Origin of the sequence: Arthrobacter sp. SDTb3-6, from assembly GCF_013376095.1 — a bacterium.
Taxonomy (GTDB): domain Bacteria; phylum Actinomycetota; class Actinomycetes; order Actinomycetales; family Micrococcaceae; genus Specibacter.
This window is the reverse complement of sequence record NZ_JAAMFN010000004.1, coordinates 126882-150577: the sequence shown is the minus strand read 5'-3', so window position 1 is coordinate 150577 and position 23696 is coordinate 126882. Positions and strand designations below refer to the sequence as shown.

Annotated in this window: 31 protein-coding genes, 1 tRNA gene and 2 pseudogenes; 7 read left to right on the top strand and 27 right to left on the bottom strand. The window is 64.4% G+C overall.

Annotation, left to right across the window (positions count from 1 at the left end; translation table 11 throughout):
- Positions 1–126 precede the first annotated feature (126 nt).
- A pseudogene (locus G6035_RS19915) lies at positions 127–375 on the bottom strand (cation acetate symporter); the annotation flags it as partial.
- Between G6035_RS19915 and G6035_RS20475 the strand changes: the two are divergent.
- The 3 genes and pseudogenes from G6035_RS20475 to G6035_RS03350 all read left to right on the top strand — a co-directional run bounded on the left by G6035_RS20475 (position 257) and on the right by G6035_RS03350 (position 2316).
- Positions 257–766: a LytTR family DNA-binding domain-containing protein gene (locus tag G6035_RS20475; RefSeq protein WP_371130822.1), complete on the top strand. Its 510-nt coding sequence runs from the start codon at positions 257–259 to the stop codon at positions 764–766. The pseudogene G6035_RS19915 and the gene G6035_RS20475 overlap by 119 nt on opposite strands.
- Positions 661–975 (top strand): hypothetical protein, encoded by a 315-nt coding sequence (locus G6035_RS03355; protein WP_176615690.1) that lies wholly within the window; start codon positions 661–663, stop codon positions 973–975. The genes G6035_RS20475 and G6035_RS03355 overlap by 106 nt, the downstream gene beginning before the upstream one ends.
- Positions 972–2316 (top strand): annotated as a pseudogene (locus tag G6035_RS03350) (cation acetate symporter). The gene G6035_RS03355 and the pseudogene G6035_RS03350 overlap by 4 nt, the downstream one beginning before the upstream one ends.
- On the opposite strand, the gene G6035_RS03345 reads toward G6035_RS03350, so the two are convergent.
- The 6 genes from G6035_RS03345 to rpsB form a co-directional block, all read right to left on the bottom strand.
- The gene (locus G6035_RS03345; protein WP_371130821.1) at positions 2313–2912 is read right to left on the bottom strand and encodes a DivIVA domain-containing protein; all 600 of its coding nucleotides are present in this window, start codon (positions 2910–2912) and stop codon (positions 2313–2315) included. The pseudogene G6035_RS03350 and the gene G6035_RS03345 sit on opposite strands and share 4 nt — an antisense overlap.
- 67 nt (positions 2913–2979) lie before the next feature.
- Complete coding sequence (locus tag G6035_RS03340; protein ID WP_176615649.1) at positions 2980–4122, bottom strand: phosphatidate cytidylyltransferase; 1143 nt, start codon at positions 4120–4122, stop codon at positions 2980–2982.
- Positions 4123–4253: 131 nt separating this feature from the next.
- On the bottom strand, positions 4254–4811 hold the full coding sequence (gene frr / locus G6035_RS03335) for a ribosome recycling factor (protein WP_176615648.1): 558 nt from the start codon (positions 4809–4811) through the stop codon (positions 4254–4256).
- 137 nt (positions 4812–4948) lie between these two features.
- Positions 4949–5710, bottom strand: coding sequence for a UMP kinase (pyrH, locus tag G6035_RS03330; RefSeq protein ID WP_176615647.1), 762 nt, complete (start codon positions 5708–5710; stop codon positions 4949–4951).
- A gap of 228 nt (positions 5711–5938) precedes the next feature.
- Positions 5939–6766 carry a translation elongation factor Ts gene (gene tsf, locus G6035_RS03325; RefSeq protein ID WP_176615646.1) on the bottom strand — a complete coding sequence of 276 codons (828 nt, stop codon included), beginning with the start codon at positions 6764–6766 and terminating at the stop codon, positions 5939–5941.
- A gap of 108 nt (positions 6767–6874) precedes the next feature.
- Positions 6875–7798, bottom strand: coding sequence for a 30S ribosomal protein S2 (gene rpsB / locus G6035_RS03320; protein ID WP_176615645.1), 924 nt, complete (start codon positions 7796–7798; stop codon positions 6875–6877).
- A gap of 350 nt (positions 7799–8148) precedes the next feature.
- Between rpsB and G6035_RS03315 the strand changes: the two genes are divergently transcribed.
- Together G6035_RS03315 and G6035_RS03310 are read left to right on the top strand one after the other, a co-directional pair.
- Positions 8149–8748, top strand: a complete 600-nt coding sequence (locus G6035_RS03315) for a murein hydrolase activator EnvC (RefSeq protein ID WP_256127700.1) — start codon at positions 8149–8151, stop codon at positions 8746–8748.
- 363 nt (positions 8749–9111) lie between these two features.
- The gene (locus G6035_RS03310; RefSeq protein ID WP_176615643.1) at positions 9112–9660 is read left to right on the top strand and encodes a hypothetical protein; all 549 of its coding nucleotides are present in this window, start codon (positions 9112–9114) and stop codon (positions 9658–9660) included.
- A gap of 81 nt (positions 9661–9741) precedes the next feature.
- Here the strand turns inward: G6035_RS03310 and G6035_RS03305 are convergent, their stop codons facing one another.
- The 16 genes from G6035_RS03305 to G6035_RS03230 all read right to left on the bottom strand — a co-directional run bounded on the left by G6035_RS03305 (position 9742) and on the right by G6035_RS03230 (position 18616).
- Positions 9742–12222, bottom strand: a complete 2481-nt coding sequence (locus G6035_RS03305; RefSeq protein WP_176615642.1) for a hypothetical protein — start codon at positions 12220–12222, stop codon at positions 9742–9744.
- 3 nt (positions 12223–12225) lie between these two features.
- Complete coding sequence (locus tag G6035_RS03300; RefSeq protein WP_176615641.1) at positions 12226–12600, bottom strand: hypothetical protein; 375 nt, start codon at positions 12598–12600, stop codon at positions 12226–12228.
- A gap of 31 nt (positions 12601–12631) precedes the next feature.
- Positions 12632–12988 carry a minor capsid protein gene (locus tag G6035_RS03295; RefSeq protein ID WP_176615640.1) on the bottom strand — a complete coding sequence of 119 codons (357 nt, stop codon included), beginning with the start codon at positions 12986–12988 and terminating at the stop codon, positions 12632–12634.
- 12 nt (positions 12989–13000) lie between these two features.
- Positions 13001–13225 (bottom strand): hypothetical protein, encoded by a 225-nt coding sequence (locus tag G6035_RS03290; protein ID WP_176615639.1) that lies wholly within the window; start codon positions 13223–13225, stop codon positions 13001–13003.
- Entirely contained in the window at positions 13225–14004 is a 780-nt protein-coding gene (locus tag G6035_RS03285; protein ID WP_176615541.1) for a hypothetical protein, read from the bottom strand. The genes G6035_RS03290 and G6035_RS03285 overlap by 1 nt, the downstream gene beginning before the upstream one ends.
- Positions 13982–14224, bottom strand: a complete 243-nt coding sequence (locus G6035_RS20470) for a helix-turn-helix domain-containing protein (RefSeq protein WP_371130825.1) — start codon at positions 14222–14224, stop codon at positions 13982–13984. The genes G6035_RS03285 and G6035_RS20470 overlap by 23 nt, the downstream gene beginning before the upstream one ends.
- 209 nt (positions 14225–14433) lie before the next feature.
- Complete coding sequence (locus G6035_RS03275; protein ID WP_176615637.1) at positions 14434–14787, bottom strand: hypothetical protein; 354 nt, start codon at positions 14785–14787, stop codon at positions 14434–14436.
- Between the two features lie 71 nt (positions 14788–14858).
- Complete coding sequence (locus G6035_RS03270; protein ID WP_176615636.1) at positions 14859–15377, bottom strand: helix-turn-helix domain-containing protein; 519 nt, start codon at positions 15375–15377, stop codon at positions 14859–14861.
- A gap of 43 nt (positions 15378–15420) precedes the next feature.
- On the bottom strand, positions 15421–15642 hold the full coding sequence (locus G6035_RS03265) for a hypothetical protein (protein WP_176615635.1): 222 nt from the start codon (positions 15640–15642) through the stop codon (positions 15421–15423).
- Positions 15639–15794 (bottom strand): hypothetical protein, encoded by a 156-nt coding sequence (locus tag G6035_RS03260; protein ID WP_176615634.1) that lies wholly within the window; start codon positions 15792–15794, stop codon positions 15639–15641. Before G6035_RS03260 ends, G6035_RS03265 begins: the two co-directional genes overlap by 4 nt.
- A complete protein-coding gene (locus G6035_RS03255) occupies positions 15791–15946 on the bottom strand; it encodes a hypothetical protein (protein WP_176615633.1) in 156 nt (51 codons plus the stop codon). The genes G6035_RS03260 and G6035_RS03255 overlap by 4 nt, the downstream gene beginning before the upstream one ends.
- Entirely contained in the window at positions 15943–16446 is a 504-nt protein-coding gene (locus G6035_RS03250) for a hypothetical protein (RefSeq protein ID WP_176615632.1), read from the bottom strand. Before G6035_RS03250 ends, G6035_RS03255 begins: the two co-directional genes overlap by 4 nt.
- Positions 16443–17237, bottom strand: a complete 795-nt coding sequence (locus G6035_RS03245) for a hypothetical protein (protein ID WP_176615631.1) — start codon at positions 17235–17237, stop codon at positions 16443–16445. The genes G6035_RS03250 and G6035_RS03245 overlap by 4 nt, the downstream gene beginning before the upstream one ends.
- Positions 17238–17400: 163 nt before the next feature.
- Positions 17401–17655, bottom strand: coding sequence for a hypothetical protein (locus G6035_RS03240; RefSeq protein ID WP_176615630.1), 255 nt, complete (start codon positions 17653–17655; stop codon positions 17401–17403).
- Positions 17655–18041, bottom strand: a complete 387-nt coding sequence (locus tag G6035_RS03235) for a hypothetical protein (RefSeq protein WP_176615629.1) — start codon at positions 18039–18041, stop codon at positions 17655–17657. The genes G6035_RS03240 and G6035_RS03235 overlap by 1 nt, the downstream gene beginning before the upstream one ends.
- Before the next feature lie 344 nt (positions 18042–18385).
- Positions 18386–18616 (bottom strand): AlpA family transcriptional regulator, encoded by a 231-nt coding sequence (locus G6035_RS03230; protein WP_256127699.1) that lies wholly within the window; start codon positions 18614–18616, stop codon positions 18386–18388.
- A gap of 155 nt (positions 18617–18771) precedes the next feature.
- Here G6035_RS03230 and G6035_RS03225 point away from each other — a divergent pair, with 155 nt between their 5' ends.
- Complete coding sequence (locus G6035_RS03225) at positions 18772–19386, top strand: hypothetical protein (RefSeq protein WP_176615628.1); 615 nt, start codon at positions 18772–18774, stop codon at positions 19384–19386.
- Positions 19379–20563, top strand: coding sequence for a tyrosine recombinase XerC (gene xerC, locus G6035_RS03220; RefSeq protein ID WP_176615627.1), 1185 nt, complete (start codon positions 19379–19381; stop codon positions 20561–20563). Before G6035_RS03225 ends, xerC begins: the two co-directional genes overlap by 8 nt.
- A 93-nt stretch (positions 20564–20656) precedes the next feature.
- On the opposite strand, the gene G6035_RS03215 is transcribed toward xerC, so the two are convergent.
- The 4 genes from G6035_RS03215 to G6035_RS03200 form a co-directional block, all read right to left on the bottom strand.
- Positions 20657–20730 (bottom strand) — tRNA-Ile (locus tag G6035_RS03215).
- 82 nt (positions 20731–20812) lie between these two features.
- Positions 20813–22018 (bottom strand): glycosyltransferase, encoded by a 1206-nt coding sequence (locus G6035_RS03210; RefSeq protein ID WP_176615626.1) that lies wholly within the window; start codon positions 22016–22018, stop codon positions 20813–20815.
- Positions 22019–22164: 146 nt separating this feature from the next.
- A complete protein-coding gene (locus G6035_RS03205) occupies positions 22165–23052 on the bottom strand; it encodes a DMT family transporter (RefSeq protein WP_176615625.1) in 888 nt (295 codons plus the stop codon).
- On the bottom strand, positions 23049–23663 hold the full coding sequence (locus G6035_RS03200; RefSeq protein WP_371130817.1) for a CDP-alcohol phosphatidyltransferase family protein: 615 nt from the start codon (positions 23661–23663) through the stop codon (positions 23049–23051). The genes G6035_RS03205 and G6035_RS03200 overlap by 4 nt, the downstream gene beginning before the upstream one ends.
- Between the last annotated feature and the right edge of the window lie 33 nt (positions 23664–23696).

Genomic DNA, 23696 nt, shown 5'->3' with positions numbered 1-23696 from the left:
ACCCGCCGTTGGTTTGGCGCCAGTGGACAATCTGCGCCAAACCCGGCCCCGGTCCGGCGCATAAGCGGACCGGGGCAACGGCGGACTCCGCGGCCCGGCGCGGATTTGGTGTCGGAAACGTGGCCTCTAGTGCTCCACGGCCTTCTCGGCGCCAATGCCGGTCAGGGAGCGGACAGCCATCTCGGCCTGGATGGCTGGATTCTCCTTGTTCTTGTCCAGGACGGTCCCCAGCCAGCCCAGGAAGAACGCGAGCGGGATGGAGATGAGCCCGGGGTTGGCCAGCGGGAACCAGTCGAAGCCGGCGCCGGGGATCATGGCCCTTTCACTGCCGGAAACCACCGGGGAGAACGCGATCAGCAGGATGGCCGAGGCCAGCTATCTGGTCCGCGTCTCGCTGTCGGATCTGGAACAGCGCTGGCAGGGCGCCGGCTTCCTGCGCATCCACCGCTCGTACCTGGTCTGTATGCCGTGCGCCACCGCCCTGAGGCTCGGCTCGGCCAAGCCCACGGTCTCCGTCGGAAACGCCGAGCTGCCGGTGAGCCGGCGCCACCTGCCGGCTGTCCGCGAACACCTGCAGGCCACCCGCCCGCTCCCCCGCCGGCACCTCCAGCCCCCGGCCGGGTGCGCGTCACGGCCCCGCGCAGCAAGGACCGCCTCGTCATCGGCAGCACCACCGTCTCGCAGGAGGTCGCCGAGCAGTCGGCGGTGGGCGAGGTCATGGTGCGGTCCCTCATCAGGTCCCAGCTGCGGCTGGCCCTGGTGGTGACGGCGGGCTTTGTGGCGGCACTGCTGATCTGCTGGATGGCGGTCCGGTGGGTTCCGGCCTTTGCCGAGTGGCGGATCCTGGGCATTCCCGCCCCGTGGCTCATGCTGGGCGCGGGCGTGTACCCCATCATCGGCGCCAGCGCATGGCTGTATGTGCGCGCGGCCACGCGCAACGAGGACAGGTACCGCGGCCTGGTGGACTGCAAGTGAACCCGGCCATCGGCTACACGGCCCTGACCGCCGTCTCCGTCGTCACGGCATTGATCGGCTTCTACGGTCTGCGGATCTCACGGACCACAAGTGACTTTTATGTGGCGTCCCGGACCGTTCGGCCGTGGTGGAACGCTTCAGCCATTGGCGGCGAATACCTCTCGGCGGCCAGCTTCCTGGGCATTGCCGGTCTGGTCATCGTCTCCGGCATTGATGCGCTGTGGTTTCCCATCGGCTACACCGCCGGCTACCTCATGCTGCTGTTCTTCGTTGCCGCTCCCCTGCGGCTGTCCGGCGCCTACACGATCCCCGACTTCGCGGAAGCGCGCCTGGGGTCCGCCCGGGCCCGCCACCTTACCAGCGTCCTGGTGGTGCTTGTGGGCTGGTTTTACATTGTCCCGCAGCTGCACGGTGCCGCCCTGACGATCCGGACCACCACGGGACTGCCGTCTTGGGTGGGTGCGGGGGGCCGTCGTCGCCGTTGCCTGCCTGACGGTGGTCACGGGCGGCACCGGCACCTACGGGACGCTGTCCCTGATGGTGGCACTGCTTTTCGGGACCCTGGGGCTGCCCCACGTCCTGGTCCGGTTTTACACCAACCCCGACGGCGCGGCGGCGCTGCGGACCACCCTGATCGTGCTGGGGCTGCTGTCCCTCTTTTACCTCTTCCCCCCCATCTATGGGGTGCTGGGCCGGGTGTTCCTGCCGCAGCTGGCGGCACGCGGCATCCCGGACGCGGCCGTGCTCCTGCTTCCGGGCAGGTTGGTGGGCGGGCCGGGCGGGGACATCCTTTCAGCCCTGGTCGTGGCTGGCGCCTTTGCGGCGTTCCTGTCCACCACTTCGGGGCTGGTGGTGTCCCTGGCCGGCGTCATCAGCCAGGACCTGCTGGGCGGGAACGTGCGAGGCTTCCGGGTCGCTGCCGTGGCTGCCGCGGTGGTGCCACTGGGCGTGGCCCTGGGCACGGATTCGCTGGCGCTGGCCGGCAGCGTGGGGCTCGTGTTTGCGTTCACGGCGGCCACCGTGTGCCCGCTGCTGCTGCTGGGCATCTGGTGGCGCGGGCTGACCGACGCCGGTGCCATGGCCGGCATGGCAGCCGGCGCGGTGCTGTGCGGGGCTTCCATGCTGGTGGGCGCGCAGCTGGCACCGGATTCTCCGTGGCGCACCGTCATGGTGCAACCGGCGGCCTGGACGGTTCCGGCCGCCTTCCTCACCATGGTGGCGGTGTCGCTGGCCACCCCGGGCCGCCTAAACCCGGGCATGGCCCGGTTCATGTCGAAGCTGCATGTGCCCGAGCGCCCGCACGCCATGCCGGGGCCGGCGTCCGGTCCGGACCGCCCCTAGCTGTCCGAGGGAATGTCGATGGCGGCCATCAGCTCCACGACGCGGTCCAGGAAGGCGTCCACCTGGCTTTCCTCGTAGCCTTCGGCCCCCTTCGCCGGGGCAAACACCGCCCGGCGCACCACGTCCACGCTGAGCTCGCCGTTGTCCTCGATGTAGGTCAGGAGCTCGCGGCACAGCAGGTCGACGTCGGCAGTGTTGTAGCTTTGGACGTTTTTCCTGGTGGGGCGGCGGAACCGCTCGCCGTCGGGCCGGTGCAGCCGGCCGCGCAGCAGGGACGCGGTTTTGCCGATTTCGAGCATCCACGCCTTTTCACCCTTGCCCTTGATGAGCAGCTCCTTCTCGCGGAGCACAAATTCGTCCTCAATCCGGTCCATGGCCGCGTCGACGGCCTGGGCGTTGTAGCCGCCGCGGGCGGGATCGAAGGATGCCGTGCGGACGTCCTGGCTCGTGATGGCCAGGCCGTTCGAGTCGGCGTTGAGGAAGTAGGCCCGGGCACGGTCCAGGAACACGTCAACCTGCTTGACGTTGTACCCGATCTCCTTGGGACCAACCAGCTTGAACTTGGAGTTGGTGCGAGTCTTGTCTTCCACGGTCACTGTCATTCCTCGGGTGTGGTGCTTGCTGGGACGAAAATCCGCCCTGGACACCCCCGACAGGGGCGCATCAGAGCTGGCCTAGAACGCTAAAGGTGGCGTAGGCAACGGGTGCCGCGAACAGGATGGAATCCAGCCTGTCCATGACGCCGCCATGCCCGGGCAGCAGGTTGCTCATGTCCTTGATGCCAAGCTCCCGCTTGACCATGGACTCGGCAAAGTCGCCGCCGGTGCCTGCAAAGACCATACCAACGGCCAGGACGAATCCCACCCACCAGTGCACATCCAGGAAAAATACCGTCGCCGGGATGGCCACGAGCATGGCACCCCCCATGGACCCGGCAAACCCCTCCCAGGACTTCTTGGGACTGATTTTAGGGGCCATGGGGTGCTTGCCGAACAGCACGCCCACCAGGTAGCCGAAGGTGTCATTGGCGACCACCAGGAACAGCATGATGACCACTTCGATGACGCCCGGGTTCATGGTGCTGAAATCGAGGGTCAGCCCGAGGGTGGGCGGGCGGAGGTCCTGCATCATCAGCAGGACAAAGCTGAGCATGAACGGGATCCACATCAGGACGAAAACGCCGGCGAGGATGCTCTTCACGGCGCCCGGTTCCGGGTCCAGCGAACGCCACAGGAGCGTGGCCCCCGCACTGGCCACGAGGGCAAACAGGAGGCCCTCCGAGCCGGCAAAGTAGGCCGACGCCGGCATGGCCACCGTCCCGACGAATACGGGTGTCAGGGGCAGCCTGATGCCGCGGGTGGCGATGGCCCGCGAGACCTCCCACACGCCCACTGCCACGAACACGGTGGCCACCACCACAAACGCCAGCGGGAAGAACAGGAGGCTGCCGAGGACCAGCACCAGCAGTGTCAGGCCCACCCCGACGGCGGCGGGAAGGTCGCGTCCGGCCTTGGGCGTGCGCGGCGCCTTGGCCGCACGCAACGGTTTGGGGGCTGCCACGGAGGCAGGCACGGGTGCGATGGGGCCCGGCGGGACGGGAACGGCGGGCGGCCCGGCACTTTTCGCCGGACGGCCGGAAGCGGCCTTGGCAACCCCTGCCGTGTCCGGGGAAGCGGCCTTTTCGGCGGTCGCAGCCGCTTCAGCTGCCCGCTTTTCAGCCCTTGTCTTGTGCGGCGCCGGTTTTTTGGCAGCACCCTTTTCCGGCGCCGGCCTTCCGGGCACGACGACGGGAATGACGCCTGTCATTTCCGCAATGCGCCGCGCCTTCCGGGTCGGAAACTGGTATGCGTCCGCGCCCGGCGGGGGGCTTGCCCCCGGGGGCGGGGCGTCCGGTTCCTCCCCGGGAGAGCCGGACGGCGCAGGCTTGGGGTCCGTCATTAGACCTCGAGAAGCTCGACTTCCTTGCGCTTGAGCAGCTCGTCGATGTTGTCCGTGTGCGCCTTGGTCAGGGCGTCGAGTTCCTTTTCGGCGCGTGAGCCTTCGTCCTCACCGGCGTCGCCGTCCTTGACCAGCTTGTCCAGGGTCTCCTTGGCCTTGCGGCGGATGTTGCGGACGGAAACCTTCGCTTCCTCGCCCTTGGTGCGGACCAGCTTGACGTATTCGCGGCGCCGTTCCTGTGTCAGTTCCGGCATGACCACACGGATCACGTTGCCGTCGTTCGAGGGGTTGGCGCCCACCTCGGAGGAGCTCAGGGCCCGCTCGATCTCGTGCAGGGCGCTTTTGTCAAAGGGGGTGATGAGCAGGGTGCGTGCCTCCGGCACCGCAAAGGAGGCCAGCTGCTGCAGCGGGGTGGGTGCACCGTAGTATTCCACCAACACCTTGTTGAAGAGGGCGGGGTTGGCACGGCCCGTGCGGACGGCGGCGAAGTCCTCTTTGGCTACCTCAATGGCCTTGTCCATCTTGTCCTCGGCCTCAAGCAAAGTTTCTTCGATCACGTCTGTCTCCCTCAACTTTTTGAAAATCCCAACTGCTCCGCGGCCGGGGCACGCGGCAATCCTGAGTCCATCCTACCGTGGGCCGGCGGGCTGCCGGGCCCGTGCGCCGGCCCATGGCGGGGCGCCCCGCCGTCGTACTATGGCGTGACGAGTGTGCCCAGTTTTTCGCCCAGGATGGCGCGGGCCACGTTGCCTTCGCCCTCCATGCCAAAGACCAGCATGGTGACGTTGTTGTCCTTGCACAGGCTGAAGGCCGTCTGGTCCATGACGCGGATGTCCCGGGCCATGGCCTCGTCGTAGCTGAGGTGCTCCAGCTTGACGGCGTCGGGGTCCTTCTTCGGGTCGGCCGTGTAGACGCCGTCCACGCCGTTCTTGGCCATGAGGACCACGTCGGCGTGGACTTCCAGGGCGCGCTGGGCGGCGACGGTGTCGGTGGAGAAGTAGGGCAGGCCCGCACCGGCGCCGAAGATGACCACGCGGCTCTTTTCCATGTGCCGGATGGCGCGCCGCGGAATGTACGCCTCGGCCACCTGCCCCATGGTGATGGCGCTTTGGACGCGGGTGTCCACGCCGGCCTGCTCCAGGAAGTCCTGCAGGGCCAGGCAGTTCATGACGGTGCCGAGCATGCCCATGTAGTCGGCGCGGGAGCGGTCCATGCCGGACTGGGAAAGCTCGGCGCCGCGGAAGAAGTTGCCCCCGCCGACCACAACGGCCACTTCCACCCGGTCCACGGTGCTGGCGATCTGCTTGGCGATGTCCCGGATGGTGTCCGGGTCGACGCCGAGCTTTCCCGCGCCGAAGACCTCGCCGGAGAGCTTCAACAGCACGCGGCGCCGCTTGGGTGTTCCTGACGGGTTGTGGGCAATGTCCTGCGTGGAGCCGGGAGTGTTCGTTGTCATTGTGCCTTCCGTGGGAACCATTCCGTGTGTCATTCGGTCAAGGTTCCGCAATGCAGATATGTCAGTGCAGTTGAGTCGGTGGGGTGGTGTCGTTGCAGTGTGCCGCCCGGAGGGGTGCCCCTAAGATCCTAACCGACGCCGGGCACAGGAAAGGGGCAGCCGCCCCAAGCGGCTGCCCCTTTCCTGTATCACACCGGCTGGCGCGTTACGTCAGCCGGTAAGGGTGACTTAGGCCCCGACGCGGAAGCGGGCAAAGGCGGTTGCCTTCACGCCGGCTTCGTTCAGGACGGTGCCGACGCTCTTCTTGGCGTCCTTGGCGAAAGACTGGTCCACCAGGACGATCTCCTTGAAGAAGCCGGTCAGGCGGCCTTCAACGATCTTCGTCATGGCGGCTTCGGGCTTGCCTTCGGCCTGTGCGGTTTCCGTGGCAATGCGGCGTTCGTTGTCAACAACGTCTGCAGCAACTTCTTCGCGGGTCAGGAACCTCGGGGACATGGCAGCAATGTGCACAGCTACGTCGTGTGCAACTTCCTGGTTGTCACCGTCGACGGCGAAGAGCACGCCAACCTGTGCGGGCAGGTCCTTGGAGGTCTTGTGCAGGTAGGCGTCAACCGTGGCACCTTCAACGCGGGCAACACGGCGGATGGCAACCTTCTCACCCAGCAGGGCACCTGCTTCGATGACCAGCCCGGACAGCGGCTTGCCGTCAACCTCGGCAGCCAGCAGGGCCTCAACGTCGGTGGCGCCGGAAGCCAGGGCGGCTTCCAGGACCTTGTTGGAGAACTCGATGAACGGGGCGGACTTGGCAACGAAGTCGGTCTCGCAGTTGACTTCCACCATGACGCCGACGCCGTTTTCTACCTTGGCGGCCACGAGGCCTTCGGCGGTGGAGCGGCCTTCGCGCTTCGTGGCGCCCTTGAGGCCCTTGATGCGAATGAGCTCCATGGCCTTCTCGGCGTCGCCGTTGGCCTCGTCGAGGGCCTTCTTGACGTCCATCATGCCAGCGCCGGTGCGCTCGCGCAGGGCCTTGATATCTGCGGCGGTGTAGTTCGCCATATTGAAACTCCTGTTTCGTGTTGTCGCGGTTGGCAGTTGTTTTAGGGCCCGCGCCGGGCGGGCACAGCACTGCCGGAACACCCAGGGGCGTTCCGGCAGGCTAAGGAGTTACTTGTCTTCGCTGGTTTCGCCGGAGAGGACCTCAGCGGCGTCCTTGGCCGGGGAGTCAGCCAGCAGCGTCTCGGCAGCCTTCTCGGCTTCCGTGCCGGTGATGACCTCGGCAGCCTCTTCGGCGGAGATGGCCTTGGCTTCGCCTGCGGCAGCCTGCTCGCCTTCGAGGAGTTCGCGCTCCCACTCGGCCAGCGGCTCGGCCGGGGCTTCCTGGTTGCCCGTGGCCTTGGCGTTGCGGGCGATCAGGCCCTCGGCGACGGCGTCGGCGATCACGCGGGTCAGCAGGTTCACGGAGCGGATGGCGTCGTCGTTGCCCGGGATCGGGAAGTCGACGTCGTCCGGGTTGCAGTTGGAGTCCAGGATGGCCACAACGGGGATGTTCAGCTTGTGGGCCTCGTCGATGGCGAGGTGTTCCTTGGGGGTGTCGACAACCCAGAGCAGGGACGGGGCCTTGCCGAGGTTGCGGATGCCGCCGAGGTTGGTCTGCAGCTTGGTCAGCTCACGCTTGAGGAGCAGGAGCTCCTTCTTGGTGTGGCCGGAGGAGGCAACGTCGTCGAAGTTGATCTCTTCGAGTTCCTTCATGCGCGAGATGCGCTTGGAAACCGTCTGGAAGTTGGTGAGCATGCCACCGAGCCAGCGCTGGTTCACGTAGGGCTGGCCCACGCGGGTGGCCTGCTCGGCGATGGCTTCCTGCGCCTGCTTCTTCGTGCCGACGAACAGGACGGTGCCGCCGTGGGCAACGGTGGCCTTGACGAACTCGTAGGCACGGTCAATGAAGGACAGTGACTGCTGCAGGTCGATGATGTAGATGCCGTTGCGCTCCGTGAGGATGAATCGCTTCATCTTCGGGTTCCAACGACGGGTCTGGTGTCCAAAGTGGACGCCGCTGTCAAGCAGCTGGCGCATGGTTACGACGGGCATGCCGGCGCTCCTTCTTGTTAATTTACGGTTCTTTAGCTTTCAACCTGCGGCGGAGTGTCCCGCCCATGGTTTTGCTCCTGGCACCCTATTGCGCTTCCATGTCCCGCCGCGAGGCGGACCGTATGGGCGCAATCCGTCGGCAGGGCCCAGGTTTCCCGTGGGCACCTCGTCAGGGTGGGGTGCGCGTAGTCAGCGCACAAAAGAGCGCACTGCTTCCACTATGTTACTACAGGGCTGACGGGCGGCCCGACCACGACTGCCCCCTCCACAGGCGGGCAGGACTGGTGCCTTGTCCCCATTGAGGCAGGATGCCGCTGCCGGTCCGGCGGGAAGCCGCCATGCTGGAAGGCATGAGAGGCATCCTTGGTTCCAGGCGGTGGCGCCCGGCATGGGCGGCGCTGCTGCTGGCCGCCCTGCTGCCGCTTTCGGCAGCTTCGGCGGGAGGCAGTGCGGCTGCGGCGGCTCCCCCGGCCGCCTTGTCCCCACGCACGACGGCGGCCCGTCCCCTGCCTGCCTCCGTCGGCTGGGCGTGGCCGCTGGCGGGCAGGCCCCGGCTGGTGCACGGCTTCGACCCGCCGGACCAGCCTTGGCTGGCCGGCCATCGCGGGGTGGACCTGCTGGCCGCCCAGGGCGCCGCCGTCCGCGCACCGACCGCGGGGGTGGTGTCCTTCGCCGGGACAGTGGTGGACCGCCCGGTGCTGACCATCACCACGGCGGACGGGCTCAGGCTGAGCTTTGAACCCGTCAAATCAACGTTGCGCAAGGGCGAAACCGTGGCCCGCGGCCAGCCGGTGGGGACCCTGTCCGGGATCACGCACTGCGACGCCGGTCCGCCCGGGGAGGACAGCTGCCTGCATTGGGGCGTGCGCCGCGGGGACGCCTATCTCAACCCGCTGCAATTTATCCTCGACCTGCGCCCGTCGGTCCTGTTGCCGGTGTCCGGCGGGTGAGCCACTCGTGGGGGTTCGAAACATGCCACAGCGCGGCCCAGCGGCTGGTGGAGATCCCGGCCCTTCGGAGCGGATGCGCAAAAAATCCCCGGAACCCTGACGGTTCCGGGGATTTTTTTGGTAGGGCCACTCGGACTTGAACCGAGGACCTTAGGATTATCAAACCGTGTTTTCGGCTGGCTTGATATGGCTTCCAATATCGTTGAATTGGCGCGGGATTTGGGGCCATACGCGGGCTTTGTCCACTCGTTATATTTGCGTCGATTGAGTTGTTTTCGTTGGGTAAACGTTGGGTCACGACCCTATTAATCGTCACCGCTTGGGTCTAAGATCCAAGCATCATCCACCATCGGGGGAAACACCATGAGTCAGCACACCATCACTCGGCCAATTGTCACGCTCGCTGCGGCGTCCCTCTTTCTGGCTCTGGCGGCCTGTGGGGGACATACTGTGGCTGCTGCAACGTCCCCCACGGCATCCAGCAAGCCGAGCACGTACTACGGAGAGGCCGCTTCCGCGATAGCGACACTGATTCCTGACTGTAAGGATGTCCAAGTCGGGGATGTGGCGTCGGGACCGCAGTCCGGCTTGTCGTCGCTCGCAACCTGCACGCTCGATGGACGGAAACTCACGGTCTATAGCTGGGCGGACGGGCCGAGTGCCGACAGCGTGTCTGAGATGCTGGCAGCCAACAAGTCCCAAGAGGCCTGGTACGTGAACGGCAACGGGTGGACGGCGATAGTCCAGTATGACGACACGCTCATGTACCAGCTCACGAACCAGGCCGACAAGCTGCTTGCGGACGGATTCGCTGGTGTTACACCGCCGCCCGCTGACGTGCCCGGAGAGAAAGCGGCGGCTGACAAGGTGGTGGCCGCGCTGGGCGGCGACGTCGTTCATTACCAGCCATAGGAGCCCTGACACCACAATGAAAGCGCGTGGCAGCACCGTACAAGCTCAGATCAATCACGGGCCGGCCACACAACTTCACCGTTACCTGCGGTTTCGGATGTCTCGGGCGAAGTTGTCCACAACCTGACCGGCCGCTTGTGTGGCTACGGTGTGGACTACTGCCTGGACCTGTTCGCCTGTGAATGGGTTGGTCACGTACACCGTGATGTTGGGTTGTCCACCGGTGGGCGGGATCTTCCCTGTCTGGTTCATGTAGTTCAATGCCGGTGCACCGATGGACTGTGCCGAAGCACGTTTCATCATGTACTCGCCCTCCGAGGCCCACACGGGGATGGTGTCAGTACCCACGGCGTGACCCGGGAACCCACCGCTTGCAAGGTAGGACGGGCTGATACTGCCGCCGTTGGCACGGTGGATCGCGCCACCCTCGGCCCGAGTCAATCCGCCGCTGCCGCCCTGCCCCGTGGAGACGTGGCTTTCGGAGTAGATGGAATAGATGCGGTTCGTTAGTGTCGTGCCGTGCATGGAGTTGATGTATGACTGCAACGCCCGCGCGTCTGCGAGGGCCTGGGCGTTGTCGACCTGCAACTTCGTCGGCGGTACGGACTTCGGGATGGCGAGTATCTTGTCGATGTAGGCGGTCACGGCGGCACGGTCCACACCATGGGCAACAGCGTTGTCGATGATCTGCTGACGCATGGTCACCATCTGCTGGCGCGCCTTGCCCGTGGAGTTCGCCAAACCACCGTTGGCTTCGACCACGTTCTGCAGGTTCTGGACCTGCGAATTCAACTGACCCCGCAACGTCACAGACGCGCTGGACATGTCGTTGATGCTGGTAGTGGTAAACGTGATTTTCTTGCCCGTCGCGGACACGTGCGTGCCCATGTTGACCAGTGACGAATCAAAACTGTTTTGGGCCTGTGCTGCCGAGATGGCTTTCCCGTTCAACCCGTCCAACGCTGCTTTGAGTAGTCCTGCCGCGTCGTTCTGCAACTGCATGGAGGCCGTGTTCGCATCCGTGGATGCCTTCGCGGACGCCTGCGCCGCGACCGCCGCCGTATATGCGCTACCCGTCATGCCCAGCGCCCCGGCGAGGGCCGTAGTGGTCCCGTTCTGGTCGTCCATGGCGGCGTTGTAGTTCTTCGCGGCAGCCTGGGCCTTGAGGATCTGGTCGTTGTTGGTGCCGTACGCGGCGGTGACAACTTGAAGCGCGTTGGACATCTTCGTCGCCTCGGCAGGCTGGGTGACGCCCATCTCTTGGATCTTCTGTTGCGCGCCGGCCAGCTTCCCCTTGACCGAGTCCCACGCGGTGCCTTGGTGTAGGACTGCGTCCGTGAGTTCCTGTTGGGAGATGCCCAACTGTTTGGCGGCGTCGTAGGCTCCGGAGTCTTGCAAGGCTTTCGCAGCGGTCTGGCGTACGTTGATACCGATTAAGCCGTTATCCCGTTCCAGTTGGTCGCCGTAGTCCGTGAGGACGGTGGTGGCTTGTCCGCCCGAGGCGGCGGACGCGGCGAACCCGACAGCGAGCCCGGTAATCGCAGCCAACAGCACACCAACGACGGGAACGGCGAGGTTAGCCATGACCCCGGTCAGCCCGATAGCCTCGGCAATGGACACGATCACGGGGGCGATCATGCCGTTCCCCAGCAGCTTGAGTGAGAGCCCGAGAGCGGCAACAGCAGTGACAACCCCGGCCAGGACAGGCAGCGGCAGTGCATTGACGATGTCCGTGAACACCTGGAAGCCTGCGATGACGGCAGGCCCGAGCGGGGCGAGGGATTCCACTACGTGACCCACCATCGTGACAAGTCCCTCGATGAGCGTCATCACGGAGGGCAGGTTAGTGATCGCGTAGTCCACGAACTGGGAGAACCCATTGGACGCGGGCATGGCGGCCAGCCAGCCGACGAACTTGTTCAACTCCACACCACCCGCGGTGATGAGCGGGTTCAATGCCTGCATGGCATCCAAGACACCGTGCAGGGCCGTGCCGCCCAACGTCCCCAACTGCCCGGATGCGTCGTAGATCATGCGGTTTAGGAACGGCATGCGCGCTGACAGGTCCTGCACGGCGCCGTTGAAGGCACCGAGCATCCCCACGGCGGCGGAGTGGGAGAGCTGGTCAAGCATGCCCTCCATAGACCCCAGCCCGACCGTGTACTGGTCCCCGGTGCGGGTGCCCTCGGCCATGGCGTCCTTGATGCCCTTGATGGCGAGGACACCGGAGACGGCCATGACACCGAACGAGGCACCCAAACCAATGGCGGCGGCGCCGATGGGGCCCAGTGCGGCGACGGCGGCAGGGGCTGCGGCAACAAGGGCGAGGATGCCCGTCCTGCCCTGCTTGCCCATGTCGACGCTGGAACTGCCTACGCGGCGTTCCGCAGCGTCAACGGCGGCGAGGTCGGACAGTGCCCGTCCCACATTGGCGTCCACGTTCACCGTCGGGGAGAGTGCCCCGAGGTCGCGGGCTTCATTGCGGACTTGTGCGGCTACGCGCCTAAACTCGCTGGCATCAAGACTGATGCTGGCGTTGATGTCACCCGAGGATGTAGGCATGCGTCACTTCCCGGCCTTGCCGGCTGCGGCTGCCTGGACTTGGCCGACAGACTTTTGCAGCAACGCCACCAGTTCCTGGGGGACGCCGTTCTCCCACAGCTTTTCCGCGCCTTCCCGGCCCGTCTGAAAGTCAGCAAGGGCGGTGAAGAACACCCGGTCAATGACCGTGACTCCCGCCTTGTCGTCTTGAAGCTGCTGGTACACGTCACCCAGGAGGATGTCGAACAGGTCCCGCCACGTCGCGTCCTCCGATTCCCCGGAGATCAGGGCCCGCAACCGGACACCGTCCTCAAAGGACACGGCGGGCAGGGTGTATTCCTTGCCCTTGATGGGGAGCGTGATGGGGCCTTGTACTTCTTCGAGCGGGCGGAAAGCCATGTGTTTGTCCTTTGCGGGTGTTGGGGCGGTGCTAGTCGATGGCGTCGCGGATGACTTGCGCGGCAACCTCAATGGCTGCGTCTTTCTCGGCCACCATTGTCGTGATGAGGAAGAATGATTGACCGTGTTCGTGGCGGAGCGGCAGCCCGTTCTTAGAGACGCCATATTCCTGGTACCGGGCATACGGACCCGGGTAGTAGATCTGGGCGCTTGCCGGCCCGGTGTTGCTGACCGCACCGGATCCGGCGAGGTTGCCAGTCTCTATCGGGACTTTGGGCGTGGTCATGGTGTGGATATGTTCCATGGCCTTGAACGCTGCTTCTGCAAGCGCGTCATCGATGCGTGCCTCCACGCCGTCCATCATCGCGTCGAAACCTTCACTGGACATGGGACCTCATGGTTAGACCTTGCCGTGGTAATTACGGGCGCCGGGCTCGTTGATCCCGTCGATGCGTTGCGCATCGGCGTCACTGATCTGTTCGGCGGCGCGGGCTGCCGCTGACGCCTGGGTCGAGTCATTGACCGGTGTCGTCAACAGGGCTTCCAACCGGCCTTCCTGGTACGCCTGCACGATCTGTTCGGCCGTCATGGCTTTCAGTTCGGCGGCGGTTACTTGCGTTGCCATTACTCGGGCCACGCTTCGGCGGCAGTGATGCGGCGTACGCCCGTCCGGGCGACTTCCTCATCCGTGAAGGGCCGGTCACGCTCCAGGAGTGCCCCGTTGGGTCCCCGGTAGATATATTCCGGGACGGTGCGCTGGTCGGGCGTGTCGATCTGGCGCAGCCTGGCAATCTTGGCTTGGACGGCGTCGGCGTCGAACGGAATAGCCTTCTCGTGGGTTCCGAGGTAGTTGTCGATGTCTTCGTGTCCAAAGACGGTGATGTCTGTCTTGACGGCGAAGGTGCCGCGCCCGAGGGAGATGAGCCCGTCGTTGGCCTTGGGGGTCGGTCGCCCGTCCTCCTGTGAGATGTCCAGGGCCTGGGCGCGCTGGTGCCACGATAACACCGTGTCGTTGCGTTCCTCCATGATGGACCGGAATTCTTCGCGGGCGTCATAGATGGCCTGGTACAAATCAGCGAGGCGTTGCCCGTCCTGGCCGGCGTAGGCGGTCATCTCATCGTGGAGGATCTGGCAGTCACGCAACCGGGCGGCTTCCTTCGCGCCGGCTGCTTTGCGGAGTGTTGCCGCTGCCCGGAGCCGTGCGAACCTGCCGAGGGATTCCTGCGCGGCGATTTCATCCGGGGTAACTGTGTCGTCGCCGTTGATGACGCGTTCTTCGAGTTCCCCGATAAGGTCCATTGCTTCCTTGGCTGCGGCTTGTGCCGCCTTCACGTCGGCGTCTGTCACTTCGGGAATCGTTGCGGGCGGGGCTGCTTTGGGTTCACGCTGGCTGGTGCGGGCCATGGGGTGTCTTTCCGAATCTGTAGGTGTCTAAGTCGTTTTCGCGGATGAGCCATTGACGGCCCGTCTTGGTGGCCCGGAGTCGGCCCTGCCCGCATGCACGCCGCACAGATCGGTCAGTGCATTGGAGCAGGGCCGCGACCTCCGAAGAGGTCTTTACTGCGATCACCCGTTGCTCTTCTAGAATGCGCTTTTCGTCAACGTCGGGTCCGCTGGCGGACATCCCCGACTCGGCGGCTTTGACAGCTGCCTGGTTCAGGGCGTGCAACACGTCCATGACGGCACCCGTGGGACGGCCCCCGGCGTTCCGCTGGGACGCCACTGTCACACCCAGCACGAGCAACCGCAGGAGCCCGTCAGCCACGGCCCCAGGCACCACCACGGACCCGTCAGCCTGCACCAGACGCGCATACTCCTGCGGCAGGGCATCCCTCACTGGTCCGCCGATGGCGTGAGCCACGCGGACGGGTCCGCAGGGGTTTCCCATTCGGGCCACCACCCGGGCCGCGCCTTGCGAAAGTAACTTCCCGACGCGGCAAACCCGCCTCCAAGACCAATCGCACCGTGGCCGAGGATCAGGGCATCGTCCGCGCTGACAAGGAACGTGACCTTTTGCCCGTCGCTGTTGTCCATGAGCGCAACCAAGACCATGCCCGCGTCCTCGGCCGGCAAACCACTGGCAGCAGGATTCTCGACCGGCCCGAACGCAACCAGTTCCATCGAGTCAAACTTGCCCACAAGAGGCCTCCTGATAATGCCCGGTTCTCGGGCCTGGGTGTTGTTCATGCCGTCCAGTTGGGCGGAATGTAGGGACTTTCACGGATACTTGCGCCATGCCGGGGCGGGTGATCCAACGCTTACCCAACGTTTTCCCCCGAATCCGGGCCGTTTTCGGGGTTCTCCCGCAGCCGTTGCAACAGGTCTTCCCGGGCCTGGGCGATCCTCACGGCCTGTTCGGCGGCGGCAATGGCCTTAGCTGCGCCCGCGTCGAACTTGGTGAGGTCCGGGCCGGCCTTCACCCGCAGCCGCTCCATGGTCTTTAGAACGGCTTTCAGGTTGTCCGTGGCAGTCCGTACGGTCGCGGGCTTGTGAGCCGGTGAGAGCCGCCTGTGTGAGTCCCGCAGGGATGTCCCGGCGAGCTTGCAGAGGTTCCAATATTCGACCTGGGGGTGATCCGGCGCGTACACGCTTGCCAAGTCCCGCAGGCTGTCCTTCGTGGGCCGGGAGCGCCCATGTTCGAGCTTGCCCAAACCAGTCCGGGACAGGCCAGCCAAGGCGGCGGCGTCCTCCTGCGAATAGCCGGCACGGGCACGGAGCCAAACCAACCGGGCGGCAACACCCTGCAACAGGTGTTCGCGCTCCACATCGTCAACCATCCCGCGTGTGCCATGTACGGGGGGCTGACTTATCACACTGCGCTTATTTGTGGTGGGCATGTTTTCTCCTGGTTTTGTCTGCGTGGTGTGCGGCTGTGTCGCCGGTTCTGTCGGTGTAGCTGATGCGGCGGTGGGTGTCGGTTTCGGGGGTGGCGGGTTTGGCCCCGGTTTTGTGTTCGGCGGTGAGTGCCCGGGTTTTCCAGTAGGCGGCTTGGTTGCGCCAGTATTCGACTAGTTCCGGTAGGGTGGCCGTTTCCTCGTTCATTGGTCTGCCAGGGCCTTGGCGGTGGCTTGGCGGGCCGCGTAGGCGGTGCAGTCGGGCTGGTGGGTGATGCGTATCGAGTAGATGGGGCCGTCTTCGGTGTAGCGGGTGGTGTGTTTGGTTGCCGTGCATTCCGGGCATGGGCTGGTTTTCATGGTGTGGTGTCCGCTTCGATGTGGTGGATGCCGTAGGCGTCGGCAATGGTGAGGGTGCCCCGGTGTGCCAGGAGGTCGACAAGCGCTTTGACTTGGGCGGTGAGTCGGTTGTTCGCGGCTTGCAACGTGGCGAGGTCTTGGGTGGTGGTCATTGGGCGGCTTCTTCGATGACGTTGGTGGTGGGGGCTTCGATAGCTGCGGGGCCGGGTTGGTGCTGGCGTTGCTCCCAGCGTGCGAGGTCTTGGCCGCGTTGGAAGGCTTCCATGGTGGCGGCGGGGTTGAGGTCGTCGGGGCTGATGACGGGGATGTGGAACGGGGTGGATGTGTCGAACGGGTCGACGCCGTTTTTTACCGCGTCGTATCCGGCCCGCTGTGCGTGCGCCAGACGGCGTTTCTCGGCGGTGGTGAGGAACTGTTGCGGGGCGGGCTTCTGGGCTGTCAGGTGCCAGTGTGTGCCGGGTAGAAATATGATGCCGGGTGTTCGCTTGTCCGGGTTGATTGCGACGGCCACGGCGGCGGCGGTGAGTTCCGGAAACGGGTGGTCATCGCGGTGTTCCCAAATGAGAGTCATCAACGAGGCTGGCACCCATTCGGGGCGGAGTTCATGCAGTAGCGCGGCGAGAGCCTGGGCCTGGGGTTTCGTGATGGTCACGATGCCGCCTGTTCCTGCCAGCCGGCGAGAGCGGCGGCGTGGATGACACGCTCACGGAGTGGCGCGTCTGTGCCGAGGTCCTGACGTGCTTTGTCCATGTAGTGGTCGCTGCGGTCTGGGCCGAGATTGCCGAGGTGCTGCCGTGCATTGTCGTAGATGGTGGAGTCATCATCTTGTGCAAGCAAAAGCGTTCCGCGTGCGCGTGGTGACGAGACAGCGCGACGGGAGCGGCTTGTAAGTTGGTCCTTTTGATTGCTTGCTTCAACTTGGTTAGTAGAACCTTGTAAGTATGCCCGTACTTTTTGTTCGCTAACCTCGGGGGTTTGACGAACTTTTTGTTCGTGATCCTCAACGGGTTCACGAACTTTTTGTTCGCTAGGTTCACGTACTTTTTGTTCGCTAACCTCGGGGGCCTCAACAAAGTTATCCACAGCTTCCCGGCCTGTCTCAAGGCATCCAAGATCGAGTTCATAGCGAGCCGTGCGCTTGTTTGGGATGGCCCGCTCAACAACCTTGATGATTCCAAGGTCCGTAAGCTCCTTCACGGCGCGTTCCCACAGCCGGAGGGCCACAGCGGGCTTCTTGTCCCGCCCCAGGGCTTCCAGCGCGGATGCCTGGGCGTTGCCGAAGAATTGAAGCGGCTTGGCGGTGTTGCCGTCCCGATCCTTGCCACCCTTCGGGATGCCGCGCCGGTCGTAGCTCACCCATGCCATATGGGTGAGGACCTTGTACTGGTTCCCCGTCAGGCTGCCGCCGTAGCGGTGGACTTTCTTGGCGTTGTCAGATCCCATGACGGCCTGCACCTTCACCGGTCGACCCGGGGGCGGGTAGTTCAGCACGGGGCGGCTGTTTCGGGTTGAGCATGAGTGGTTTCCTTCGGGTCCTGAATAGGCTGGGTGACCCAGGCGGGGAAGTTGCTCACGCTTCCCCGCTGGCTTGTGGGTAACTGGTGGTTCAACGGTCGGCGTCCGGAACGTACCGGACGCCGCGCCGGTACATGGCCCGGGCGATCAGTCCGGGACTCATGTCCTCGTACCCTTCCGGGATGCGTGACTCAATCCACTGAACACCCTCGGGCGGACCGAACTTGTCGTCCACCACATCGTCCACGAGTCGCCGCATGGGCGGCATCAACTCGGTGTAGGACGTTGCGCCCATCTTCCGGGCTTCCTTTTCCTGCTCCAAGATGCGCAGTGTCGGCGTGTCCATCAGGCGTCCGCCGTGACCGGGCCGTAAGCCATCGTGTAGAGCCGGGCCCAGTCCTTCAACGTGATCGAAACTGATCCATGGTCGGCGTGAATCCAGGCGAGGCGCACGCCCATTTCAAGGGCCTTCCCCGTCATCGAACCATCGAACGCCAAGGACTTCACCAACCAAGCCACCCCGTTGGGATGGATGTCATCCATGCAGATGATGAAGTTGTGGGCGGTCTGGGCGTCCTGGTTGCTCTTGAAGTACTGCCTGTACGCCTCGGCCCGGGCGTAGATCTCGGGGCTATTGGCGTCAGAAAGCCTGACAAACTCGGGCATCTTGGCGGCAGACTTGCCCGCCGTGGTGCTGGTGTTGGTGGTTGCGGTGCTGATAGACTGGGACATGGTAACTTCCTCGTGATTATTGGTGTTGCGGGTGGTTGGTTAGACGGTCTCGGCGTTCGTAGCGCCGGGGCCGTCAGTCTTTGTGCAGCCGGTCCATACCCGGCAAATTCCGCCGCGTCTGGTGGGCCGCTGGGTGATGTGGAATCCCACGCACTCAATGATTCGGCGGCGGGCGGCTGTCTTGATGACCGAGCCCCACTGTTGCGGACTGCCAGGGTCTGCCAGCCCGTGCCTGATTTGGAGTTGGTACCCGTCAAACGTCCTGCCCGTGCGGGCTTCCGCCTCAATGGCCTGTAGCGCTTTCTCGGGCCACGCCAGGTCTTCCAAAACTGCCGGCGTCCCCATCAGGCGCGCCTCGGTTCAAGCTGGGACTCAACCCACGCGAAAATTTCTGACTCACGGAATTTCAGGTACTTCCCGACACGAACGGCACGCGGACCGCGCCCTGTCATGCGCAGGTTGTAGAGAGACTGGACGGTGATCCCGAGATAGTCGGCCGTCCACTGCGCGTTCCGCAACGGGTTCATGGACCCCGGGGTTAGTGGGCTGACTGCGTCCTTGGTCTCGATGGTCATAGCGACTCCTAGTTTTCGATGATGCCGACCTCTGCATCCTTCGGCTACTTCAAGTGTGACACATGATGGCAGATGAATGCAAGAGACTGCTACAAGTTATTTTTGACGTCTCCTGCCTGCTGTTGCATTACGCGGCAGTCCCGTACTCTGGGAGCATGGAATCAATAGTCGAACCGCGCACCGAATCAGGAAAGACCGAACTCTTCCCGGGCTTCGATCTGTGGAACGAGGTAACCCACCGTCTGGTTGACTACCACGGCTACGACCTTGAAGCCGTTGTGCGGCTCGTGAATGAACGCTACGAAATATCAACATTGACAGTCCGCCAGAGACCGGGCGGGGACGCCATTACGGGTATTGGTCTTCGAGGAATAAAACCGGCGGCAATTGTTCGCAATACGATGATCGCAAATGCTGGGTTAGTGCTCTGGCCTCGGTTCGCGTTCGGGCTACTCACGCCAGCGGAAGCGGCAGCGGCGAAAGCAGCGGGACCAACTATGGAATCACTCCAAGCTGTAGCTCGAATCTATAGGTCAGCCGATGCAGTACAGGAGCCACCGACCAAGGCGGTCCAAAACATCTTTGAATTACCGGCCCGAACGGCAGGCGCATGGATTGCCAAGGCCAAAGCCGAGGGCCTAATTCCCCGAGAATCAGCCGCGACTGACGACGCTCACGAGCCGTCCCGTGAGCGCGCATATTCGGGTTTCGATGATGGGCCGGCGTTGAGTGATCCGGGGCATGACAGGACGGGCCGGGACGATGCCTAGGCCACCGCTTCCCATTGGGTCTTGGGGGAAGATCACTCGCAGCCAAGACGCCAAGGGCGGCTGGGTTGCGAAGGCCCGCGTCCGGGACCTGGACGGCGTTACCCGGTTAGTGGAGCGCGCCGGGAAGTCCGGGGCCGCTGCCGAACGCAACCTGACACAGCACCTCACCGAACGCACGGTGCCCGTCATGGATGACCTGAAACCGAACAGCCGGCTAACCCTGCTGTGGGAAATGTTCGAGGCCCACCTGATCAGCGAACACCGGGCCAGTGCCACAATGACCCGTTACCGGTACGTGTCCACGTACATCATCAAGGGGCTGGGCAACGTCCGCATTCAGGAAGCCACCACGCAACGCCTGGACGGGTTCATACAGGCCCTGAAAACCAATCATGGGGCATCCGTGGCAAAGTCGGCCCGCGTGGTCCTGTCGGGCATGTTTGGGCTCGCTGTGCGGTACGGGGCGACGGACCGTAATCCTATCCGGGACGTGGGCACCATCAAGATGGAGTCCAAGGCAGCGAGGGCGCTAAGCATTGACGAGCTGCGCGGCATCCTGGACGCCATGCGCCACTCCCCCAAGGTGATAAACCCGAAGAACAAGCTCACACCAAACCAGACACTCGCCCAGTACTGCACGGCGGCGGACCTTACCGACGTGGTCACAATGTTTGCCGCGACTGGGGCGCGCATCTCCGAAGTGCTGGGCGTCCGGTGGTCGGACATTGACTTCACAGCCAAGACGGTCAACATCAGCGGGAAGGTGAACAGACTACCCACGGCCGGCATGGTCCGTGAGTCCTTCACCAAGACCAAAGCCGGGTTGCGTGTCCTGCCGTTGCCTGATTTCGCCATCGCCATGCTCATGGCGCGCCAGTTGGAAGCTGACGGCAACATCCACGACGTGGTGTTCCCCTCCACCAGCGGCAACCTGCGCGACCCGTCCGGGGTCAGCAAGCAGTGGCGTAAGGTCCGTACAGCGCTTGGAATGGGCTGGGTGACCTCTCACACGTTCCGCAAGACGCTAGCCACGCTGCTGGACGGTCAGGGCCTCTCGGCACGTATCGGGGCGGACCAACTCGGCCACGCCCAAATCTCCATGACCCAAGACGTGTACATGGGGCGCGGCACCGTCCACACGGAGGTTGCCGAGGCCCTGGACAGGATGATCCACTGACCCATCTTGATTTGAATTCGTTGGGTAAACGTTGGATTGGGACTGTTAAACAACTACAGGTCAGAGACAACATGCCCCTGACCTGCGGTTATGTAGGGCCACTCGGACTTGAACCGAGGACCTTAGGATTATGAGTCCCGCGCTCTAACCAGCTGAGCTATGGCCCCTCGCAGCGCGCCCTCCACGACCGGCCTTCCAAAGGAAGGCCGTGCACGTGAAAGCACTCCTGCAATACTAATGCGTCCGGCCCTAAAGTGCGTGATCCTCGTAGCTGCCGCCACGGTAGATGTCCTCGAAGGTGTCCAGCGTCTTTTGCAGGCCGTGGCGGGCCACCATCGAGTGGCTGGCCGCCCCCATCGCGGCCCGGCCTTCCGGGGAGAGCTGCATGATGGTGGTGATCTTCGCGGCCAGGTCATCGCTGTCGTTGGGCTTGAACAGGAATCCGTTGACCCCGTCCTCCACCAGGTGCGGCAGTGCCATGGCATTGGCCAGCACCACCGGAGTGGACGCGCTCATCGCCTCGAGCGTCACCAGCGACTGCAGCTCGGCCGTGCCCGGCATGACGAACAGGTCCGCCGCCAGGTAGACGTCACGCAGTTCCTTGTCGCTGATCAGGCCGGTGAACTTCACGCGGCTGGACAATCCCAAGCGTTCGGCCTGGGCCTTCAAGGCCGTCTTCACCTCGCCGCCGCCCACCACCACCAGGTGGAGGTCGAGGTCCGCGGGCGTTTTGGCGATGGCATCGATGAGCACGTCGATGTGCTTTTCCTCGGCCAGCCGGCCTACAAAGGCCACGACCGGGTACGGCTTCGGCTCCAGGACCTCCCCCGGTGCCAGTTCATAGTTGCCGGCCTCAATCCCGTTGGACAGCGGCAGGACCTTCCGCAGGAAGGCGTGCTCGTGCATGGCCTTCGCGGCCAGCGGCGTGGGCGTGGTGACGACGTCGGCCCGGCTCATGACCTTGCCCATGTCGCGCCAGGAAACACGACCCACAATGTTCTTGAACCACTGCGGGAAGGGCAGGAACGGATTGAGGTTTTCGGGCATGAAGTGGTTGGTGGCCACAATGCGGATGCCGCGGCGCTCCGCCTCGTACACCACATGCTCGCCGATCATGTAGTGGCTTTGGACGTGCACCACGTCGGGGTTGATGACGTCGAACAGCGCGGTGATGTCCTTCTTGATTTCCCAGGGCAGGCAGACCCGGAAGTATTCGTGCGTGGGGACCGGACGCGAGCGCAGGCGGTGCACCGTTGCCTCTTCCCGCTTTTCCGTATACATGGGCCCGCCATCGGGGCGGAACGTCATGACATGGACGTCGTGGCCGCGTGCCGTCATGCCGGTGGCCAGGCGGAAGCAGAATTGGGCCGCGCCGTTGATGTGCGGCGGATAGGTGTCGGCGGCAATCAAGATCGTCAGCGGCTTCTGGCCGCTGTTCTCCGATGTGGATGTCACGGATAAAACTCCTGGTGGATTGGTTGGCCGCCGGATCGTGCCGGCGCCCCAACGCAAGGAAACCGCAAGGGGTTCCCAACGCCGTCGTGCTGTACAAAAAGGACGGGTCCCGCTGATGCGGCCCCGGGAGGAAGCCGCTGCCGCTGCTACCTCTTGGCATCCGCCCGGCGTTGCACCACGTCGGGATGGTGCCGCGACAAGGCGACCACCCCAACGATAGCAACCAAAGCTGCCCCGGCCATGGATATGGCAACCACGGGCGGCACGTCGGGACGCAGTTCACCCAGGATGGTGATGCCAATGCCGATGCCGACCATCGGGTCAACCACTGTCAGCCCGGCAATGACGAGGTCCGGCGGGCCGCTCGCGTAGGCGCTTTGGACAAACCAGCTGCCCAGGCCGCCGGCCGCGGCAATGGCGATGATGGAATACCACTGGACGTTGAGCAAAAAGAGGCCGTTGGGGTCAAAGACCTGCCGGGAGATGATGCGGGTCAGCACCGCGACAAAGCCGAACAGCACACCGGCACCGAGGATGTAGAAAAATGCCTTCAGCCGGTGCCTGAACATGACCAGCGCGCCGCCGAAGATCACAACGACGATGGCCAGGAGCATCACCACCGTGAGTTCCTCTGAGCTGTCCACATGGGTGTTTTCCCGGACCACATTGACGGCCAGGAGCACAAACAAGGCGCTGCCGGTCACGCAGGCGCTGATGGCCACCACCGTGGCGCGGTTGAGCCTGATGCCCTGGTCCCGGGAATTGACGATGGTGGTGATGACCAGCGCGATGGCGCCGATGGGCTGGATGACGGTCAGGGTCCCCAGGGTCAGTGCCACCACGTTCAGCGCCATTCCGGCGCCCAGCAGCAGCAGCCCGAACACCCAGCGCGGGTTGCGGAGCAGGCGCAGGAACCCGGTGCTGCCAAGTGCCAGGCCGCCGGTGTTGCTTTGCACGGCGCTGCCCTGGCGCTGCGCCCCGAACGCCAGGAAGAACGCTGCCACCACGGCGCACGCGACCGCCAGCCACATCATGGGTGCCCGGCCCGGGGAGGCTGCACGGGCAGGTGGATTGCGCGGTGCCGGGCGAGCAGTGCGCGGAAATATTGGCCAAAGGCAATGACGTGCATGACCATCGCCGAGCCCAGGAACACCCAGGCCAGGATGGCGGTGGATTCGGAGTCCAGCGCCCTGGCCAGCAGCAGCATCGGCGTGCCGATCATCAGCGCCGCCGTCCGGGACTTGCCCAGCAGTGTCACCTTCAGGCCGGCGTCGCCGCGGAAGTAATACAGCGTGGCCGCCAGCAGGATGACGTCGGGAATGAGCAGCAGGACCAGCAGCCATAGCGGCAGCACCCCGGCTATGACCAGTGTGATGGTCACCGCCACGAGCGCCACCCGGTCTGCAAGCGGGTCCATGATGCGGCCGAGCCTGGTCACCTGGTTGAGCTTGCGCGCCACGTAGCCGTCAATCCAGTCGGTGCAGCCCATCATCGCCAGCACAAAGACACCCCAGCCGTACTCGCGCGGACCCAGGACCAGCCACACGAACAGTGGCGTGCCCAGGAACCTGACCACGGTAATGACGTTGGGAACGGTGACAATGGCGCCCGGATTGCCCGCAGGCGTGTTCGATCCGGCCGGCATGCTTGTCATTCCTCCCCGCAGCTAATGGAACCG